Consider the following 19,413-nt stretch of genomic DNA (forward strand, 5'->3'; position numbering starts at 1 on the left):
GGGCAGGGGGCAGAGGCCAGGGGGCAGGAGTTATTTCTTCTTCATTCTCCTCATCTCCTATAGTGTTGCGAGAACCGGGAGCAGGGCGACTGTTACAAGTTGTGTATCCGCTACCGGATGCAAATCAACCAGATGTGCCGGCGTTGGATGTGATGGATTACATCTTTACAGAAGGACGGAATTCTAGACTTTATCAGGCATTGGTGGAATCAGGTTTAGCTAGTGAAGTTACAGCATCCGTTACCAGTTTGCGAGAATCTGGCTGGTATGAGATTTTGGTGACTGCTGGATCTAAAAAAGATTTGAAAAAAATTGACTCAGTGTTGAGTCGCGCGATCGCAAATGTAGCAGAAAAAGGCGTGACAACTGAGGAAGTAGAACGAGCCAAAACCCAATTAACAGCAGATGTGATTTTGAGTAACCGTGATATCACCTCTCAAGCAATGCGATTGGGCAATGATGAGACGACTGGTGGTGATTATCGCTACACTGACCGCTATTTGGCTGCCGTTCGTCTGGTGAAGCCGACGGATGTTGTCGCTGTTATTAACAAATACCTTACTAAAGAAGCCAGGACAGTAGGCTTTTTTGAACCAACTCAAAAGCAGATAACAGGGGTTGGCGACAAACCAGACTCAGCCCAAACGACAGAAAATTTCTCTCCTGGCGTGCCTGTGCTTCCTTCTGAGGTGGTGAAATACTTACCGCCTGTGGATTTAGCTACAGATACGATTGCCCAAGTTCTACCACAGGAATTTAAACTTACTAACGGGCTGCGGATATTACTGTTACCCGATCATAGTACTCCCACCGTTACTCTAAGCGGCTATATTCAAGCCGGTACAGAATTTGATCCAGACGATCGAGCAGGATTAGCTGCTTTTGTGGCAGATAATTTGCTAAATGGTACTAAGAGCAAAGATGTCTTAACTATTGCCAAAATATTGGCAGAACGAGGGGCGAGTCTCAACTTTGAAGTACATCGTGAAGGTGTACATATCGAGGGTGATAGTTTAGCAGGGGATTTGCCAGTAATTCTAGAAATATTGGCAGATGTTGTTAAAAATAGTACCTTTCCCGCACAAGAATTGGAATTACATCGCCAACAAACTTTAACCGATCTGCAACTGGAATTAGATGAGCCAGCAGAAGTAGCCAGAAGAATATTTGTGCAGTCAATTTATCCGAAAAAACATCCTTTACACACTTTTCCCACAGAGGAGAGTTTACAGCAGATTCAACGCCAGGATGTGATCGATTTCAAAGCTAAACATTATCGTCCAGATACGACAGTGTTAGCGCTGGTGGGAGATTTTGATATAGACAAAATGCGATCGCTCATTAAAAATGAGTTTGGTAACTGGGAAGCTAGCGGCCAAGCACCCACATTAAAATATCCTCCGGTATCAATGCCGGAGAAAATAGTGAGTGTCAACCCAGTTTTACCAGGCAAAGCCCAAGCAGTGACATATATGGGTTACACAGGTATTAAGCGTTACGATCCTCGGTTTCACGCAGCCTTAGTATTGAACCAGATTTTGGGAGGCGATACTTTATCTAGTAGACTTGGTGCAGAAGTACGCGATCGCCAAGGTTTGAGCTATGGAATTTATAGCTACTTCCAAGCCGGGAAGAATGCAGGCACATTTTTGATAGAAATGCAAACTAGTCCAGCTGATACTAGTCAAGCGATCGCTAGTACTCGCCAAATACTACAGCAAATCCATCAACAAGGTGTGACTGCGCTAGAAGTAGAAACAGCTAAACGCACGCTCATCAGCAACTACAACGTTTCCCTGGCAAACCCAGAAGAATTAACAGATAGAATTCTGATGAATGAGGTGTATGGACTAGATAAAGTAGAATTGCATACCTTTACTGACAAACTTCAGAAAGTCACCTTTGAGCAAGTTAATCAAGCGGCTCGTGAATTACTCCACCCAGATCAAATCGTAGTTGTTACTGCTGGGCCATCTGTGTTAGCAGAGAAAAGCATTAGGTAGAGATGGGCGCTGGCCATGGATAATAAAGAATAGGTAAAGCGGTTTTTCCTGCTACCTATGAATTGTTCCTGCTCATCAGCATTGCCTTTTGAGAACTACCAATGAAAATTTACAACCATTTATACCAAATTTTAATTGCATCTCTGACTTTTCCAAATACTGATTGGCTGCAAATATTACGTCATAGCTACGTAATATTAACGTTGTTAATAAGCTTAAATTTCATCACTACGACTCCAGTAATGGCGGCAAATTTGTCTGGTGATTTGCTTAAGCAACCAGCCACAGAAATTACAATTAGCTTGGGTAATTCGGCTAACGAACTCAAATTTGAGCCAAATCATCTGGAATTTGAGGCTGGCAAACGCTATCAACTTCGGCTTACCAATCCTAGCCAACTGAAGCACTATTTTACTGCTAAAGACTTTGCCGATGGCATCTGGACACAAAAAGTCCAAGCAGGCAAAGTAGAAATTAAAGGAGCTATTCACGAACTGGAACTCAAGCCGGGTGCTGAGGCGGAATGGGTATTTGTGCCCTTAAAATCTGGAACTTATGGCTTACGTTGTTCAATACCAGGACATACGGAAGCAGGCATGACTGGAGAAATTGCCATCAACAACTAAAAATTGTTCGACTCAGTATTTAATAGCCGTCTAGTGTTTCAATTAAAGATAATTAAGCTAAATCGTATAAACCTCGTCTACCTTGAGAACCGTAGTTTTGTAGGTTGGGTGCAACAATAGCATAACCCAACATAAACTTTGGTGGTAATGTTGGGTTGCGTTTCACTCCACCCAACCTACATAAATATATCTTTTAAAAAACTCTAGGTTTCAACATAAATGAGGTTTAGTTGGGAGCGAAAAATAAGTTAGGGCGATTTTGTCTGAAGTCTAAAATATCAGGAGTAAGTGAATATGTTATTCTGTATACATTAGTGACTAAACTGCAATAATCCTTATCAGGGATTGAAATAACTTAAATTATAGATATTATTTCTCAAGTAATCTAGAGAAAGCATTCATACTTCATCGACAAAGCCAACAGTAATTATTAATTTCCCATGAACATTTTCAGTAACTTACTTTCTCAAGCAACTCAGCCTGCACCTGCGAAAAAACAACGCCGAGGAATTGAAATTAAATCGCCGCGTGAAATTGAAATCATGCGGCAATCATCGGCAATTGTGGCAACTGTCTTAAAAGAAATTTCCGAGCTAGTAAAGCCAGGAATGACAACGGCTGATTTGGATGCTCACGCAGAAAAGCGCATCCGCGAAATGGGGGCAACACCGAGTTTTAAAGGATATCACGGTTTTCCTGGTTCTATCTGCTCCAGCATTAATAATGAAGCAGTGCATGGCATTCCTAGCCCCAAAAAAGTGATTCGTGTGGGAGATGTATTAAAAGTAGATACTGGCGCTTATTACCAAGGCTTTCATGGTGATTCTTGCATTTCAATTGCTGTCGGTGAAGTGACAGAAGAAGCTGCTAAATTAATTCGCGTAGCAGAAGAAGCTTTATTTAAGGGCATTGAACAAGTAAAGGCTGGTGTATACCTACTTGACTTAGCTGGAGCAATTGAAGACCATGTGAAAGCGAACGGCTTTAGTATAGTCGAAGAATTCACTGGACACGGCGTTGGTCGTAACTTGCACGAAGAACCTTCAGTATTCAACTACCGTACCCGCGAGATGCCAAATGTTAAACTCCGTGCGGGGATGACGCTGGCAATTGAGCCAATTTTAAATGCGGGTTCTAGACACACCCGGACATTATCTGACCGTTGGACAGCAGTCACTGTGGATAATTCTTTGTCGGCTCAGTTTGAGCATACAGTGTTAGTTACAGACACGGGTTATGAGATTTTGACTGACCGTTCTAAGGTGTAATTGTTAGTTTTAATTATCTGTTGTTAAGAGAGGGAAAGTGTCACCAGATGACAATTTGCCTCTTTATTTTTTACGCTAGGTTCGTTCTCACATATAAGATTGATGCAAAGATGAGTCAATCTTATATGTGAAAACTTACGGTATCTAGTTTTTCACGAATCATTTAGTTAGGACTACTATATTTGACTAATAGCGGCATAATTATTTTTATAAACAGTAAGAATTTCTTTAGCTTGTACAGAGACAGATGTACTCTCTGGAATAGCTTGTAATAAATTGATTGCTTGCACCCATTTGTATTGTGCTTGTTGCCGAACTAGTAGCGAATGAGGTGAACTATTTACAAATAAATTAGCTTCTATTGCTAGCTTTTGGGCTGATTCTAAGTTTGCTAAGGCTTGCTTTTCTACTAAGATTCTTTGACTGATAGATTTATAGTTAATCTGATAGTAAGCTAATTTCTTGTTTGCCCTGTCATAAACTGATGTTTGATGAGGAATACTATCTAATAATATAATTGCCTGATGCCATTTAGTTTCTGCTTGTTGCCAGACTTTTAGAGGATGTGGTGGTTTTTGAACTAGAGCAGCAGCCTCCATACCGAATTTTTGAGCAGATTTAAACTTAGCATTTGCACTTTCTTCTTGAGTTAAACTTAGATTCATCTGCTGCCATTGGAGACTTTGTTCTTTCATTTTCCAGCTACCAAAACCCAAGACTAATAAACTTGAGACTACGATCAAAACCGAACCTACTATCTTGGGTGTCGAAAACTTCGGTGATATTTGTATATGCTGGCTAATAGTTGCTTTATTATGATTTTCTTGTTCTATCTTTTTTAGGGCTTGTTCTGCCTGTTCCCTTAAAGTGTCACCCTGAATAATTAAAACAGCTATTTGTTCTTGGAGATGATCGCAATCATTAAGAATATCGGTCAATTCTTGAAATTTACTACCACTCGATATAATTAATTCGTGGTCATCATCTAACCACTCTAAGGCAAAGCCAGATTTCCCACAAAAAGCAGACACTCCTAATAAAATATTTAATAAGCTACGACTATTTTTAATAGTATCAAAAACATAATTTAACTTCTGTCTTAATTGTAATAATTCATTTTGGCAATTATTAATTTTTTGAATTTGATCCTCTAAAATATGAGATTTTTCACAGACTAAGTTGATTTTTAAATTCTCAGAAGTTATCTGAAATTGTGCAAATAAACTGAGATGATTAATATCAGAATTTAGTTGATTGACTAAACTATCATCACTGAGAATATCAGCAGCTATTGCTTGCAAAAAATAACCCCATTCTATCCAGTCATCGATTTTGGATTGTAAATCAGTTAATGAAATTTTAGTTTTTGAATGTCCAAATTTGTCTGCGATCGCTGGATCTACTAATCCAACACTAGGTAGAGACAAACTAGCTACAGTATCTATTCGAGGAAGTGTAGCGATCGCAGAATTTTTGACGTTCTCCAATCTCAATTCCTGAGCAATTAATTTTTTAATATTTCGTAGTTGTTCTTGAGCATTATTGATCGAAATAATTTGTTCCATGATTTTATTAGAATCGCCAATAGTCAGTTTTAGATTCTGAATTAGTGTTGGCAATTCGCTAACAAGTATTTCTAGGTTAGCCATAAATACCTCTTAGGGATTTGTCGAAAGTTTATGCGAAACAATTAAAATAGCTGGAGTCAGAACATAACCACACATCTAAGCATCCTAGTTGAGTGACAAATCTTAGGATCTATAAAATGTATAATTCCCGTAAATCCTGGTAAAGTAACAATTTCAGTTTAAAAATCCCAGAAAAAGACAAAATTACCCATTCACTAACCTATGAATGAAGTTGATTTAGCATTTACCCCAGCACTAGAGTTGGCGCAATTAATTCGTCGCCGGGAAGTATCCCCCCTAGAGTTGGTAGAAATATATTTAGAACGGATTGAGCAATTAAATCCCCAATTAGGAAGTTATTTTACGGTGACGGCAGAATTAGCGATCACAGATGCCAAAGCCAAAACAGAATTATTGACAACTACCTCAGAACTACCGCCATTTTTTGGTGTGCCAATTTCCATTAAAGACCTCAACGCTGTAGCTGATATTACCTGTACTTATGGAAATCCAGTATTACTGAACAATATCCCTAACTATGATGATGGTGTTGTAACGCGGATTAAGCAAGCCGGGTTTACTATTCTTGGTAAAACAGCCACTTCTGAATTAGGTTCATTACCATACAGTGAGCCTACGGGTTTTCCTCCAGCGAGAAATCCGTGGAATTTAGAATATACCCCTGGCGGTTCCAGTGGTGGCGCGGCGGCGGCGGTAGCAGCAGGATTGTGTGCGATCGCTCAAGGTTCTGATGGCGGTGGTTCAATTCGTGGCCCTGCGGCTTGTTGTGGTTTGGTGGGACTTAAACCATCCAGGGGCAGAGTGAGTAAAGCACCCGTAGGCGAACGCCTCGCTGGAATTGCCGTCAACGGCCCCATTGCCCGGACTGTTGCTGATGCTGCTGCCCTTTTAGATACTATATCTGGCTATGTCACAGGCGATCCTTACTGGTTGCCAGATCCGGAACCATCATTTCTCGCTGCTACTCAGACAAAATTGGGTGCTTTGCGAATTGCCTTTGATACTAATATTTCTCCTTTGGGAGAAGCTGATGCTAACTGTCAGCAAGGTGTCCGTCAAACAGTCCAGTTATTAGAACAACTCGGCCACCACGTTGAACAGAAATCCCCAGATTTTAGCGGTTTAGTTGAACCATTTCAAATCGTTTGGCAAGCTGGGGTAGCTGCGTCAGGACTTCCTGTTGAAGCCTTGCAACCATTAAATCGTTGGCTATTTGCACGCACAGGTTCTGTTGCCCAGTACCTCCAAGCAGTTTCCCAAATGCAGATTGTGGCACGACAGATTGTAGCCTTTTTCGATACCGTGGATGTGCTGGTATTGCCAGTTTATCTCCATTCACCTATCCGCGTTGGAGAATGGGCTTCGCTGAGTCCAGAAGAGACATTCCAAAATATTATTGAGTGGATTGCCCCTTGTCCACCTGCGAATGCAACTGGACAACCTGCGATCGCAATTCCTGTCGGGTTTGATAGTAATGGTTTACCCATAAGTGTGCAACTAATTGGTAAACCTGCGGCTGAAGCTACCCTCATCAACCTAGCAGCACAATTAGAAGCGGCGAACCCTTGGATTCATCATCGTCCAGCCTTTGCAATATCAGGCTAATCATGCAGGCATCCCTGGAACAATTTTCGCAAATTATTGTGTTTGCAGGTTTAGAAACAGCAGACAAAGTAAATTTGCAACCTTACACTCAGGTGCAACGCCATCGCAAAGGAGAGATTATTCTCCATGAGGGTGATGTCTTACCAACAAAACTCTATGCTGTTGCCAGTGGAGAAATTCAAGTTACCAAAATAGCAATGACGGGGAAAGAAACGATTCTCCGCATCTTAGCGGCTGGGGAAATTTTTGCGGCTCCTGCTTTATTAGGCAATGGAATTTCCCCAGCAACCGTAACTGCTGAATCTGATTGTGAAATTCTCACTATAGAGAGAGATGCTTTATTAAAAGCTATTGGACAAAACCCTGAAATTGCATTACGAATGCTGATGGTGTTTAACAATCGGATTCAGCAATTGCATGAGACAGTCCACGGATTAGTTTCTGAAAGAGCTATTGTTCGCCTTGCCAGATTAATTCAATATTTTGCTGCCGAATCAGGAACTGAATTAAGTCCACAAGGCGAGTGTTTAAAAGTCAAATTGTCTTATTATCGCATGGCTCGCAGTAGCGGGATTACTTACGAAGAATGTGTGCGGTTAATTAAAAGTCTCAAGTCAGTAATTGGCTATCGTCGTGGTGGGACGATTATCATACTCGATCCGAAGAAATTAGATGCGATCGCTTCTGGAAATATAGATCAATAATATTTATTACAAGTTTCCAGAAATTCAGGACTTAGGTAAAAAATAGCCCAAACCTCAATACTTTTCGGTTAAACCCAATAATCTCTCTTTTGGTCTGGGAAAGGTTAAAGGGCAATGGGGAAAGGGAAATTCAAACCCTTTCCCTTTCCCCTTTTCCCCAAAACCCGAAAAGTATTGGTCCAAATCTTTATTCTCCGGTAGGGGCAATTCATGTAGACGCATTCGCGGAGCGTCTCGTAGAGAAGCGGCTACTCTTACGAGAACGCTTTCAGCGAACCCGCAGGGTATTGCCCCTGCCGCGTGTAGTTTTGCGTAAGTTCTCAGATCGAAAAAGGTAACATTTTGATGTATTGCCTTTTTCCATAAGGGATTTACAACAGAATTTAAGAGTCATAATTCAGAATGGGCTACGCTAACGGAAGTTAAACACGCTTTATTCCTGGCTTTGAAACTTAGCTTGTATACAATACCCAACTTGAAATCTGCTACACGTATCCCGCAACCCGAAAAATTTAACGTTTACAACGACTCTAAATAGCTCAAAAGATCGGCCATTTCTTGGGTGCTAGGCTGGAATTTTGGCATTGGCGGGGTTTCGCCACTGATTACCTGGTGAATCAATCCATATTGAGACTTATGCTTGGAAACAGCCTGCAAACTTGGCCCTACTCGCCCGTCTGCTTCCAAACCATGACAACCAGCACAGTTAATTTGAAAGATCGCGTGTCCTTGAACTGGGTTTCCTGTTAGAGATAAAACACTCTTGACATAAGGATCGGAGGCTTGAACCAACTGAACACCAAAAAAGCCCAAAGGGACTGATAGCAGTATGGCCAGCGTCAATAAAACGATGCGCTGAATCAAAATTTCAGGTTTGGTAATCTGGTTATCCAAAAGGTTTGCGGTGAAAGTCTAGGTGTGCTAAAAAGTTTTCTTTTCCTACACATAGCTTAAAAGTTCTTGATCTTGTCTGCAAGCACAGAAGACTATTTTTTTCTGAGCAGTTGCCCTTCAAAAAGTCTATAGGACGCAGGATTCATACTAAATTTGGTAAAATCAAAAACAGGCAACGAATATTTAATCATTACAAAGAGGAGATTTCCAGTGGTTGAACCCCTGCTATCAGGTATTGTCCTTGGTCTAGTTTTCGTCACCCTCGCCGGACTGTTTTACGCTGCCTATAAGCAATACAAGCGCCCCAATCAGTTGGGCGGTTGAGGGAGTTTTATTAGCTGTAGCGGGGCATTTAGCCTGTGCTGTTAGCGGATAGCTAGGGTTTAGCCCGTGCTGAGTAGGGGAGACAAGGGGACTATGAAGGACAAAGAAGCAATTTTTCTCCCCTCTCTCCCTTATCTTTTCCACTCCCTTATCGTCTCATTGCACAATTCTGTAGAAAGTAAGTGATGTGTTGCCGTAAACCTTCTCGCGGCAAATTTCCCAAGAGGGAATCTCTGGCGGTGTCCAACCTTGTGAGGCGTGTTCAACTGCGATTTCGCCACTAGGATCTAAAAGTTGATAGTGAGCGATCGCTTCTAATACTGGTTGGAACAATCCACTGGCATAAGGTGGATCAAAGTAAATTCTATCGAATTGCTTGCCTGATAAAGTCTTTAACTGCTGCGTAATATCTCCCCGCAATACCCGAAATTCTTGCTCGTCGGCATTAGCTACCTGCTGCCAATTTTGTTGGATAGTGGCACAGGCTCGGCTTGATTGTTCAATTCCCACTGCTAGGCTAGCTCCTCTACACAAAGCTTCTGCGCCCATTGAACCAGTACCGGCGCACAAATCTAGCCAGCGACAACCTGCAATTTCTCCCTGCCAAATATTAAAGACTGCCTCCCTTACCCGCGCACTGGTAGGTCTAGTTTCTTTCCCTGGTAAAGTTTTTAGCTGGCGATTACCGTAAATTCTCAGGCTCATTGGTTATTAGTCATTGGTCATTAGTCATTAGTCATTGGTCATTAATTTTAGACAAAGGACAAAGAACAAATGACAAAAATAGATTAGGCAGGAATTTTTTCACGGACTTGAGCAACAAAATTAGACAAGATTTGCAATCCAATATTAGATGATTTTTCGGGGTGAAATTGAACTGCCATCAGATTTTCGTGAGCGATCGCAGCTGTGACGGTTTGAGTACCGTGGGTGATGGTTGCTGCACGGATTAGCGGGTCTATTGGGTCAACATAGTAAGAATGGACAAAATATACCCAAGGATCGGACGGCAAATGCTCCCACAAAATACTTTTTGCCTGAGTCATTTCCAGCTGATTCCAACCCATGTGAGGAATAGTGATGTCAGGTTCTGGACGAAATCGGCGCACTTTTCCTTTGATAATTCCTAGTCCTGGTTGGGTACCTTCTGCACTTGATTCAAAGAGAATTTGCAATCCTAAACAAATTCCTAAAAAAGGTTTACCAGATGCGATCGCATCTTTAATAGGTTGTTCCAAACCACGCGCTCGCAGGTGTTGTACTGCTGGATCAAATGCTCCCACTCCCGGCAGAACTATTGCATCTGCCTGCTCTAATTCCTTTGGAGAATAAGTAACATTAGGAGTTGCCCCAGCTTTTTCCAACCCCTTACAGACTGAGTGCAAATTTCCCATCTCGTAGTCTACGACCGCAATTACTGGCATTTACCTGCTCCTTGTAAATTTATTAATGGAGGGTTTTTCTATTCTAAATAATATTTGTTATGAAGAAAAGAATTCTATTAACTTCTTTTGACATTTGCCTAAAAGATCAACAGTCAAAATTCTTCTGATGATTTATTACTTGAAGTTACCAAACTCGATCTGATACCAGATGACTTGAGTTTTTTACGCCAGTTACCCGTAGATGTCCAACTTGCCAATACTCAGGTAATGGAAAAAATCAATGCAATTCAACCTGAAGACATTATCTGTTGTGAGCAGGCTGCAATCCTTACACAATTAAGTGTGGAAGCATTTACTAGCTGTGGAGAAATTAGAAGTTGATATAGAAAAATTAGTGGCGAAAGAAGCATCAATTCAGATTAGCCACGACTGCGGTCAATTTGTTTTTACTATTTAGGCTTGGAATACTTAGACCAAAATCAACTTACAAGCCGTTGTCTTTTTACCCACATTCCGGTTCTAAATCAAGAAAATTTGATGGGAGTTCTTGCAGATTTCGTATTAATTATTAACAAACAGGCACTTTCATCAAGTTGTTAATGTCTGTATGGTGAAAGAAATATCTAAGTATATGTTGCCATTGTTACTAATTTTCCCAATTGCTCAATCAACTCCTGCGACACAACCACCTGAAGAAGTCGTACAAACACAAGAAGTACGTCCTTTACCAGGTCAATTGGATACAGTGCCAACTTTTAACAGTAATAGTCCAGAATTGGTGTTGAAAGAAGGAATTTTACTCTCCACTTTTCCACCAGATGGCAAAAAAGTGCCAACAGCGCATCTAAATTTTCCCTTTCGGGGACGATTTGATATTTTTGCCCATCACGTTGCTAGAGCTGAACCATCAGAGAATTTGCGTAGGCGTAGCCCGTCGGAGACATCACTCTATTTAGGGATAATTTTGCATAACCCTAGTTCGGAAGCAGTAAAGGTGAATATTTGGCAGGCAGCGAGTTATTTGAGTCAACCGGATGCACCATTTATTCAATTACCATCTTTTAGCGAAAATCCTTTAGGGACAATTTTTGCTGGCCCAGGCGATCGCGTCATGTCTGATGTGCTGCGGGGACGACGACAAGAGATTTTCCCCGCCCAAATTGAGATTCCAGCAAAGCAAAGTCGGATGTTACTAAATTTACCAATTCCTGTACAGGGATTGACACCACCTCTGAATGGTCGGTCAACATTGCTCCGATTGCAAAGTAATGGCACTGTCTATGCAGCTAGCCTAGCGATGTTTGCACGGGTGAATCCTGATGGCAGTGAGCGATCGCCTACTTTAGAAGAGTGGCAGAATTTACTAAATAATGGTGATTTAGCTGGGCCACGGGATAAAGCACCCACTCCCTTAGAGGAAACAGGTAAACCAAGAATTTATGGGCGTGTTGCTGGAGTGGCTGCTGGTTCACGATGGAGAGCCTTATTAGTAGATAAGCCTAAAGCTAGGTATTTAACTATTCCCCAGCCTGGTCAAGTGTTTTCTTACGCCCTGAGTACCCTACATGGCGGTATGTTAGGAACTGGTCAAATACAAAGTGCTACTATGCTGGTGCGCTATCCTGACACCGCATATCGCGCTCATGGCAACTATGGAATTCAATATAATCTCAAGTTGCCGCTATACAACAATACTCAAAGTCCTCAAACTGTGAGTGTATCCATACAAACCCCACTGAAGGAGAATCAGCTAGTCAAACCAGGGTTACGCTTTCTGAGTACACCAGCCCGTGAAGTATTTTTCCGAGGGACAGTGCGGGTACGTTACAAAGATGAGCAAAATCAGCCGCAAACTAAGTTTGTGCATTTAGTACAAAAGAGAGGTCAACCAGGGGAACCCTTAGTTTTATTAAATATGAAAGCTGGCGATCGCTCCTTAGTAGAAGTAGACTTTCTCTATCCACCAGATGCCACACCACCGCAAGTATTAACAGTGTCAACTCAGACACAAAGTCGGTAATAAATGATGGGTAATTGGTATAGCTTTTCTCTAATTACCAATTACCTTGGCAATTTCTGGCAACTGTGACTCAATAATTTAGCCGTCAAGCTTCTTTTAAACTAGATATAAGACATCACACAAGGTCATTACAGATGGTTGCAACTCCAAATTCTAGCTATATTTCTCCAGAAGACTATCTCAAAGGAGAAGAAACTAGTCCTATGAAGCATGAATATAGACAGGGACAGGTTTATGCAATGGCAGAAGCAAGTAATACCCATGTAATTATTAGCGGAAATGTGTTTGCTATGCTAAGAAATCATTTGCGCGGGAGTGGTTGTCAGGCTTATATCTCAGATACTAAAGCACATATTGAGTCGATTAATATCTATTACTACCCCGATGTGATGGTAAGTTGTGACCAACGAGATAGAGCTTTTAACAACTTTCTGCGTTACCCTCGCTTAATTGTAGAAGTGCTATCTCCGACAACAGAAGCCTTTGACCGAGGTGATAAATTTGCTGACTACCGACAGATGGAATCACTTCAGGAATATGTACTTATAAGTCAAACTCGATTAAATGTTGAGTGTTTTCGCCGTAACCCAGAGAGCCAATGGGTACTTTATCCTTATGAAAAAGAAGATATAATTCATCTGGCAAGTGTGGATTTTCGGTGTGCTGTTGCAGATTTCTATGAGGATGTTACTTTTGAATCGCTGTGATTGACTGACTCTAGCTTAAAAGCCAGAAACCAGAACTTTGAGGATTTAAAAATGTGTTTTTATAAAGCAAAATAAAAAGGCAAAAGAAAATTTCTTTTGCCTTTTTACTTTTTACATTTTAATAGAGACGCGAAATTTCAAGTCTCTATTCGTCGTCGAAATCATCCTCGTCGTCTTCCTCTTCTTCCTCGAAATCGTCGTCATCTACGACTTCATCGGCGATTAATTCATCTTCATCATCCAGAACTGACCTCTCTGCACGTCTGCTACCAAAACCAGATTCCCCAAGAGTAGGAGAATCTAAATTATAGGTACGAGCTGTGCGGTCATCTAAGACCATATCCAGAGGATCATCAACTTCATCCAAGACACTACTGCTAATCTCAGCAGCATAATCATCGATCGCACCGGGTTCTTCATAGGTATTGTATCCAGTACCAGCCGGAATCAATCGGCCGATAATCACGTTTTCCTTTAATCCGCGCAGCCAGTCAGATTTGCCTTCGATAGCTGCTTCGGTAAGTACCCGTGTTGTCTCTTGGAATGATGCGGCGGAGATAAAGCTATCAGTGTTCAACGATGCTTTGGTGATACCTAACAATACTGGGGTATACTGTGCCCTCGCACCGCCTGTAATTGCCATAGCTTCGTTCACCTGCTCAACTTGGCGCAGTTCTACCAATTCGCCGGGAAGCATGGTGGTGTCACCACCATCATCAATCCTGACCTTGTTGGTCATCTGGCGAACAATTACTTCAATGTGCTTATCGGAAATATCAATCCCTTGAGACTGATACACCATTTGCACTTCATTCACTAAGAATGTCTGTACCTTCTGCAAGGCAAGGCTAGCACAAGCATAGATTCCGTCTTCGGAACCAAGGCTAAAGAAGATTTCCAAAATTTCGTGGGGATTAGATGGCCCATCAGTTAACGGTTGTCCCGCTAATACTATTGAGCCATCTGGCACAATCAAGTTTTGTCCAGGGCCCAGAGGATAATCTGTCACCACGCCATTTGATTCTACGACCTTAATAGCGATCGCTTCATCACCACTTTCAGCGTAAACTACCTTAACTTCTCCGCCCCGCCGACACAAAATACAGGCTTCTTTCGGTTTACGAGCTTCAAGTAGTTCCTCAATCCGAGGCAAACCTTGAATGATATCTCCGGTTTTGGCGCGTTCAAACACCAGCAACACCAAGTTATCACCCCGTTGTACCAAATCGCCGTCTTCTATCTGCAACACAGCACCAGGGCTGACTCGATAAGGGCGACCGATACGGGTAGTAACAACGTAGTTTTTAGTACTCAGAGCTGATTCCCCACCAGATGCAGCAGCGGCACTTTTGATATCCACTACTTGCCCTGATTCTGGAGCAAAAACTCCAGGAGCAAGTTCTGTACCTTCTACTAGCAAGTCACCCACTTTCACCTTTGGTTGAGTACTAGTATTAATGGTGAGCCTGTCAGCGTCACGCAACACTAAGCAGCGACGCACGTTTTCGGTTCCTTTGCGGACACCTCGTACTTCCCCACCTTCTTTACACAAGATTTGGGTACGTGCGACTACAGAACCTGGGGCGATGGTTAACCCATCGTATACCTCAAGTGTGGTCTGGGTGCTACCTTGGGTGGCATCGGCGGTAATGTCTCGACGAATTACCAAGGATTCCAAAATTACCAGTTGTAAACGTTGAACTTCTGGGTCTTCAGTATCCTCTACTAATTCAATATCTGCTGCCAGGGGTGAAGCATTATGGTCTTGTTCCCCTTCTTGCTCAATTTCCAGCACTAGCTGGGTTCGCAGTAGTTCTACACCTTCAACAGATTTGACACGTTCTGAATCTTTGTAAGGTAGTCTCTGCACCGCTCTTAATTGAATAGATCGCCCGGTTTGTTGACTTACCGATGTAGTGGATGGCACATCTGGATTATCTGGTACAGCAAACTCGACTACTGGACGACTCAACAGGGCAGGGCCTTCTGGTGTCTCCACATACTGGATATAACGCAATTCCGTGGCAACATTACCTTGGAATTCCTCACCTGGTTGGATGAAGGTGTTATCTCGCCCGATGACTGATTCTGGATCGTCCACCATCAGCAGTTCGCCTGGCTTCACCACAACTTCCCGCAGGATGTCGTTTTTCTGGGTCACTTCTACCACACCACTGTTTTGGCAGAAGATATCCTTCACCACTTCGGTGCCAGCTTCCACAAACTGACCGTCTTCCACCAACAGTAAGGAGATATCTTTATTAACTTCGTGGCTTTCTTCAGGAATCCACAACAAGGTACCGCCCTGCACGACTTCATAACCCAGCTTGGCTTTACCTTTTTTCTGGACTTCGACACCAGCAAATTTCAGGAATCCACCAGTGGTTGTACGATAGCGGTCATCAATTAACTCAGCTACTACTTGACCATTTTGCACTTTTGTGCCTGGTGTAGCTCGGAGGTTAAATACCTGGTTGTTGCCAGTAGATACTAAGTAGTTATTACGACCTTGAGAACTTTGGACTGTCACTGTTGCCTGGTCTAAAACCACAGAAGCAGTGATAATCTCAATTTCTCTGGTACTCTTACCTGGTGTAGCTTCTGGCAAGCGCACCACACCGCCGTGTAAACTGGCTAATTTGGTTTCTGCTAAAACTCCATTAGCAGCGATCGCATCACCATTTTTCACCACCAATTCGGCCCCTGGTGGCAAGTTGTAAACTTCCCCAGACAAAATCCAAATCAAACCACCGCGTGCGGCTGTGGTTGTGGTATTGCCTTGACGGTCAGTTTTTTGTTCTGGAACAACTTCGGCAAATTGCACTTCCCCTGCTAAGTCAGAGGCTACATCTTTAACTGCTTTTTCTGTATTAGTCCGAGTTGTACGTCCACCAAGGGCAACCTCTGCCAACAACTGACCTTGTTTTACCTTATTTCCATCAAATACATATAGTGTTGAACCTTGGGTAAGATGAACCTCTTGGTTCTCTGGGGTAACATCACCTACTTTTGTTGGCTCCAAAAGCATGATGCCATTAGCCTCAACATAGAGGGCATCTTCCCCGTGGCGGGTACGATATGTTCTGGTTTTCAGTTTGCGGGGAAGTTTGACAGTCCCATCGATTTTAGAACGAACTTGTTGTGCCACTTCTCCAGTAAACACCCCACCAGTGTGGAATGTCCGCATGGTTAACTGAGTACCAGGTTCACCGATACTTTGGGCAGCAATAATCCCTACAGCTTCGCCCAAGTCCACCATCTTGGCGTGTGCCAAACTCCAGCCGTAGCAGTGTTGACAGACAGAGCGTGCGGCTTCACAAGTTAGGGGCGATCGCACCACAACTTCTCCCACCCCAGACTTTTCAATTTTCTTTGCCAAGTCTTCAGGAATTGGCGAATTGCGTGCTGCAATCAATTCTTTTGTGACCGGATGCACCACATCTTCGCCAATTACCCGTCCCATCAAGCGAGTTGCAAGAGGAATCAAGGTTTTAGCACCTTCTGTCATTGGTCGAATGCTAAGACCTCTGGTAGTCCCACAGTCAAATTCCCGAATAATTACATCCTGGGAAACGTCCACCAATCGGCGGGTGAGATAACCAGAGTCAGCCGTCCGTAAGGCAGTATCCACCAATCCTTTTCTGGCACCGTAAGACGAAATAATGTATTCCGTCACAGTTAGCCCTTCACGGAAGTTGGTTTTGATAGGTAAATCGATAATTTCCCCTTGAGGATCTGCCATCAGTCCCCGCATCCCCACCAACTGCCGGACTTGTGAGATGTTACCCCGTGCCCCGGAGAATGCCATCATATACACGGAGTTAAGGGGATTAGTCTTCTTGAAGTGAACGACTACTTCATCTTTCAAAGCTTCACTGGTACCATTCCAAGTATCGATTACCTTTTGGAAGCGTTCTACTTCAGTGATCTCTCCCCGTTGATAACGGGTTTCAGTAGCGCGAATTTCTTCCTCGGCTGCTTCTAAGAGTAATCGCTTAGTTGGTGGTATCATCAAGTCATCTACACTGATGGAAACCCCTGCTTTGGTAGCGTAGCGGAATCCCAAATCTTTCAATTTGTCCGCCATCACTGCGGTTCGCGCTGTACCATAATTCGTAAAAGCCCAAGAAATTAAATTTCTCAGTTGACCTTTGTCAACCACGCGATTGCGAAAAATCATTTTTTCGTTAGTCATTAATCATTAGTCCTGAGTCATCAATAATTAATAATTCGTAATACTCGCAAAACGCGAGAAGCAAGCTACGTAATTCGTAATTAAAGAATTAATTACGAATTACTAATTAGAAATTACGAATTAACTTGCTAGTGCTTCCTGAATGGCATTGTTGTAAATAACGCGACCAGGAGTTGTGTATATATACTGTGAAAGTACATTGCCCTTAGCGTCTTGTCTGACTCGACGGAACTTATAGAGTAATGTGCGGGTACCATCCTCGTTTTCCGTCACTTTCACGGGTTCTGTATCCGGCTGGTCTGATTCTATTTCGCCGTCAAACCTTACGTAAATATAGGCGTGCAAGTCAATTTGATCTTGCTGGAAAGCCATAATTACATCCTCTAGCGAAGAAAAGTAATTTCCTGCCCCTTTTGTCGCACCGGGATTTTCTGCTGTTAAATAATAGGCTCCCAACACCATATCTTGGCTAGGCGTGATGATGGGTTTACCCGTAGCTGGCGACAAAATATTGTTAGAAGCCAACATCAACAACCGCGCCTCAGCCTGACTTTCTAATGACAGAGGGACGTGTACCGCCATTTGGTCGCCGTCAAAGTCGGCGTTAAACGCCGGACACACCAGAGGATGCAGTTGAATTGCTCTACCTTCTACCAAAATCGGTTCAAAAGACTGAATACCCAAACGGTGCAATGTTGGTGCCCGGTTTAGCATCACAGGGTGTCCTTCAATCACCTCTTCCAGCACATCCCAAACACTCGGATCATTGCGCGATATCAGCTTTTTCGCAGCTTTGATGTTATTTACCATACCGCTACGAATCAGGCGGTTAATCACAAATGGTTGAAATAGCTCAATTGCCATTTCTCTAGGCAAACCGCACTGGTGAATTTTCAGCTTTGGCCCGACCACAATTACCGAACGTCCAGAGTAGTCAACCCGTTTACCTAACAAGTTTTGTCGGAAACGTCCTTGCTTACCCTCAATAATGTCGGACAAAGATTTCAGGGGTCGATTATTTGCCCCTACCACAGTGCGTCCCCGACGACCATTGTCAATCAAAGCATCCACTGCTTCTTGCAGCATCCGCTTTTCGTTCCGCACGATAATTTCTGGTGCCAAAATTTCCTGTAAGCGTGCCAAACGATTGTTGCGGTTAATTACCCGCCGATACAAATCATTCAAATCGCTCGTGGCAAACCGTCCGCCATCTAGCTGCACCATTGGGCGCAAGTCGGGCGGAATTACGGGAATGACTGCCATTACCATCCACTCTGGTTTGGAACCAGTGGCGATAAAGTTATCAATTACCCGCAGTCGCTTAATTAGCTTGGCTCTCTTTTGTCCCTTGGCGTTGCCAATTTCTTCGCGTAGGCTTTCCGCTTCTTGTTCCAAATTGATATCGGCAAGCAAACGCAACAGCGCTTCAGCCCCAATACCTACCTCTACGCCTTGCAGCACAGAATCTTCGCTATAAATTTGGTCTTCTATTTCCAACCACTGGTCTTCACTCAGTAGCTGTTTGTAAGTTAAAGTTTCGGCATTACCAGGACTCAAAACAACATAAGAGTTGAAATAGACAATCTGCTCGACATCCCGCAAGGGCATATCCAACAGGATGGAAATATAGCTAGGAATGCCTTTGAGATACCAAACGTGAGCTACTGGTGCGGCGAGCTTAATATAGCCCATGCGGTGGCGACGTACCCGTGACTCGGTGACTTCTACCCCACAGCGCTCACAGACAATACCTCTATGACGAACTCTTTTATACTTACCACAATGGCATTCCCAATCTTTTGCTGGGCCAAAGATGCGCTCACAAAATAAGCCATCCATCTCTGGCTTGAGAGTTCGGTAGTTAATTGTCTCTGGCTTGGTAACTTCACCGACTACTTGACCGTTGGGCAATGTTCTCTCGCCCCACTGCCGAATGCGTTCGGGGGAAGCCAAGCCGATTTTTACGTAGTCAAACTGATTAGTTTGGGCAGGTCTCATACTTAAGTGCTGAGTTTCGAGTTATGAGTTTTGAG

15 protein-coding genes are annotated in these 19,413 nt (G+C 42.9%); 9 read left to right on the plus strand and 6 right to left on the minus strand.

Annotated features, from left to right (window positions below; all coding sequences use genetic code 11):
* The 3 genes from G1O98_RS11575 to map all read left to right on the plus strand — a co-directional run.
* On the plus strand, positions 1 to 2,003 hold a 2,003-nt coding region (locus G1O98_RS11575), incomplete at its 5' end, for an insulinase family protein (RefSeq protein WP_163928956.1).
* Between the two features lie 101 nt (positions 2,004 to 2,104).
* A complete protein-coding gene (locus G1O98_RS11580; protein WP_243458411.1) occupies positions 2,105 to 2,629 on the plus strand; it encodes a cupredoxin domain-containing protein in 525 nt (174 codons plus the stop codon).
* Between the two features lie 440 nt (positions 2,630 to 3,069).
* Entirely contained in the window at positions 3,070 to 3,897 is an 828-nt protein-coding gene (map, locus tag G1O98_RS11585) for a type I methionyl aminopeptidase (RefSeq protein WP_163928957.1), read from the plus strand.
* Between the two features lie 176 nt (positions 3,898 to 4,073).
* On the opposite strand, the gene G1O98_RS11590 is transcribed toward map, so the two are convergent.
* Positions 4,074 to 5,546: a hypothetical protein gene (locus G1O98_RS11590; protein WP_163928958.1), complete on the minus strand. Its 1,473-nt coding sequence runs from the start codon at positions 5,544 to 5,546 to the stop codon at positions 4,074 to 4,076.
* 201 nt (positions 5,547 to 5,747) lie between these two features.
* On the opposite strand from G1O98_RS11590, the gene G1O98_RS11595 reads away from it, so the two are divergent.
* Both G1O98_RS11595 and G1O98_RS11600 read left to right on the plus strand, forming a co-directional pair.
* Positions 5,748 to 7,151: an amidase gene (locus tag G1O98_RS11595; protein WP_163928959.1), complete on the plus strand. Its 1,404-nt coding sequence runs from the start codon at positions 5,748 to 5,750 to the stop codon at positions 7,149 to 7,151.
* A gap of 2 nt (positions 7,152 to 7,153) precedes the next feature.
* Positions 7,154 to 7,855: a Crp/Fnr family transcriptional regulator gene (locus tag G1O98_RS11600; protein ID WP_163928960.1), complete on the plus strand. Its 702-nt coding sequence runs from the start codon at positions 7,154 to 7,156 to the stop codon at positions 7,853 to 7,855.
* Between the two features lie 519 nt (positions 7,856 to 8,374).
* Here the strand turns inward: G1O98_RS11600 and G1O98_RS11605 are convergent.
* Complete coding sequence (locus tag G1O98_RS11605) at positions 8,375 to 8,749, minus strand: cytochrome c (RefSeq protein ID WP_163928961.1); 375 nt, start codon at positions 8,747 to 8,749, stop codon at positions 8,375 to 8,377.
* A 210-nt stretch (positions 8,750 to 8,959) separates the two neighbouring features.
* Between G1O98_RS11605 and petG the strand changes: the two genes are divergently transcribed.
* Positions 8,960 to 9,073 carry a cytochrome b6-f complex subunit V gene (gene petG / locus G1O98_RS39900; protein ID WP_063721252.1) on the plus strand — a complete coding sequence of 38 codons (114 nt, stop codon included), beginning with the start codon at positions 8,960 to 8,962 and terminating at the stop codon, positions 9,071 to 9,073.
* A 156-nt stretch (positions 9,074 to 9,229) separates the two neighbouring features.
* On the opposite strand, the gene rsmD is transcribed toward petG, so the two are convergent.
* Together rsmD and hisH are read right to left on the minus strand one after the other, a co-directional pair.
* The gene (gene rsmD / locus G1O98_RS11615; protein ID WP_012411290.1) at positions 9,230 to 9,778 is read right to left on the minus strand and encodes a 16S rRNA (guanine(966)-N(2))-methyltransferase RsmD; all 549 of its coding nucleotides are present in this window, start codon (positions 9,776 to 9,778) and stop codon (positions 9,230 to 9,232) included.
* An 83-nt stretch (positions 9,779 to 9,861) separates the two neighbouring features.
* Positions 9,862 to 10,497, minus strand: a complete 636-nt coding sequence (hisH, locus tag G1O98_RS11620) for an imidazole glycerol phosphate synthase subunit HisH (protein ID WP_012411289.1) — start codon at positions 10,495 to 10,497, stop codon at positions 9,862 to 9,864.
* A gap of 174 nt (positions 10,498 to 10,671) precedes the next feature.
* On the opposite strand from hisH, the gene G1O98_RS41110 reads away from it, so the two are divergent.
* From G1O98_RS41110 to G1O98_RS11635, 3 genes are all read left to right on the plus strand, one after another.
* Positions 10,672 to 10,839 (plus strand): hypothetical protein, encoded by a 168-nt coding sequence (locus G1O98_RS41110; RefSeq protein ID WP_322745173.1) that lies wholly within the window; start codon positions 10,672 to 10,674, stop codon positions 10,837 to 10,839.
* Positions 10,840 to 11,089: 250 nt separating this feature from the next.
* Positions 11,090 to 12,478, plus strand: a complete 1,389-nt coding sequence (locus tag G1O98_RS11630; protein WP_163928987.1) for a DUF3370 domain-containing protein — start codon at positions 11,090 to 11,092, stop codon at positions 12,476 to 12,478.
* A 134-nt stretch (positions 12,479 to 12,612) separates the two neighbouring features.
* Positions 12,613 to 13,185, plus strand: a complete 573-nt coding sequence (locus tag G1O98_RS11635; RefSeq protein WP_163928962.1) for a Uma2 family endonuclease — start codon at positions 12,613 to 12,615, stop codon at positions 13,183 to 13,185.
* A 145-nt stretch (positions 13,186 to 13,330) separates the two neighbouring features.
* Here G1O98_RS11635 and G1O98_RS11640 read toward each other — a convergent pair whose 3' ends face one another.
* Both G1O98_RS11640 and G1O98_RS11645 read right to left on the minus strand, forming a co-directional pair.
* Positions 13,331 to 17,380, minus strand: a complete 4,050-nt coding sequence (locus G1O98_RS11640) for a DNA-directed RNA polymerase subunit beta'' (protein ID WP_163928963.1) — start codon at positions 17,378 to 17,380, stop codon at positions 13,331 to 13,333.
* Positions 17,381 to 17,500: 120 nt separating this feature from the next.
* Positions 17,501 to 19,378, minus strand: a complete 1,878-nt coding sequence (locus tag G1O98_RS11645) for a DNA-directed RNA polymerase subunit gamma (protein ID WP_012411285.1) — start codon at positions 19,376 to 19,378, stop codon at positions 17,501 to 17,503.
* Positions 19,379 to 19,413 lie beyond the last annotated feature (35 nt).

The sequence above is a fragment of the Nostoc sp. UIC 10630 genome (assembly GCF_010747425.1).
Taxonomy (GTDB): domain Bacteria; phylum Cyanobacteriota; class Cyanobacteriia; order Cyanobacteriales; family Nostocaceae; genus Nostoc.

Excerpts from the sequence above, each read along its gene's own strand:
- G1O98_RS11580 (WP_243458411.1), top strand. The coding sequence starts at position 2,105 with ATGAAAATTTACAACCATTTATACCAAATTTTAATTGCATCTCTGACT.
- map (WP_163928957.1), top strand. The coding sequence starts at position 3,070 with ATGAACATTTTCAGTAACTTACTTTCTCAAGCAACTCAGCCTGCACCT.
- G1O98_RS11590 (WP_163928958.1), bottom strand. The coding sequence starts at position 5,546 with ATGGCTAACCTAGAAATACTTGTTAGCGAATTGCCAACACTAATTCAG.
- G1O98_RS11595 (WP_163928959.1), top strand. The coding sequence starts at position 5,748 with ATGAATGAAGTTGATTTAGCATTTACCCCAGCACTAGAGTTGGCGCAA.
- G1O98_RS11600 (WP_163928960.1), top strand. The coding sequence starts at position 7,154 with ATGCAGGCATCCCTGGAACAATTTTCGCAAATTATTGTGTTTGCAGGT.
- rsmD (WP_012411290.1), bottom strand. The coding sequence starts at position 9,778 with ATGAGCCTGAGAATTTACGGTAATCGCCAGCTAAAAACTTTACCAGGG.
- hisH (WP_012411289.1), bottom strand. The coding sequence starts at position 10,497 with ATGCCAGTAATTGCGGTCGTAGACTACGAGATGGGAAATTTGCACTCA.
- G1O98_RS11630 (WP_163928987.1), top strand. The coding sequence starts at position 11,090 with ATGTTGCCATTGTTACTAATTTTCCCAATTGCTCAATCAACTCCTGCG.
- G1O98_RS11635 (WP_163928962.1), top strand. The coding sequence starts at position 12,613 with ATGGTTGCAACTCCAAATTCTAGCTATATTTCTCCAGAAGACTATCTC.
- G1O98_RS11640 (WP_163928963.1), bottom strand. The coding sequence starts at position 17,380 with ATGACTAACGAAAAAATGATTTTTCGCAATCGCGTGGTTGACAAAGGT.
- G1O98_RS11645 (WP_012411285.1), bottom strand. The coding sequence starts at position 19,378 with ATGAGACCTGCCCAAACTAATCAGTTTGACTACGTAAAAATCGGCTTG.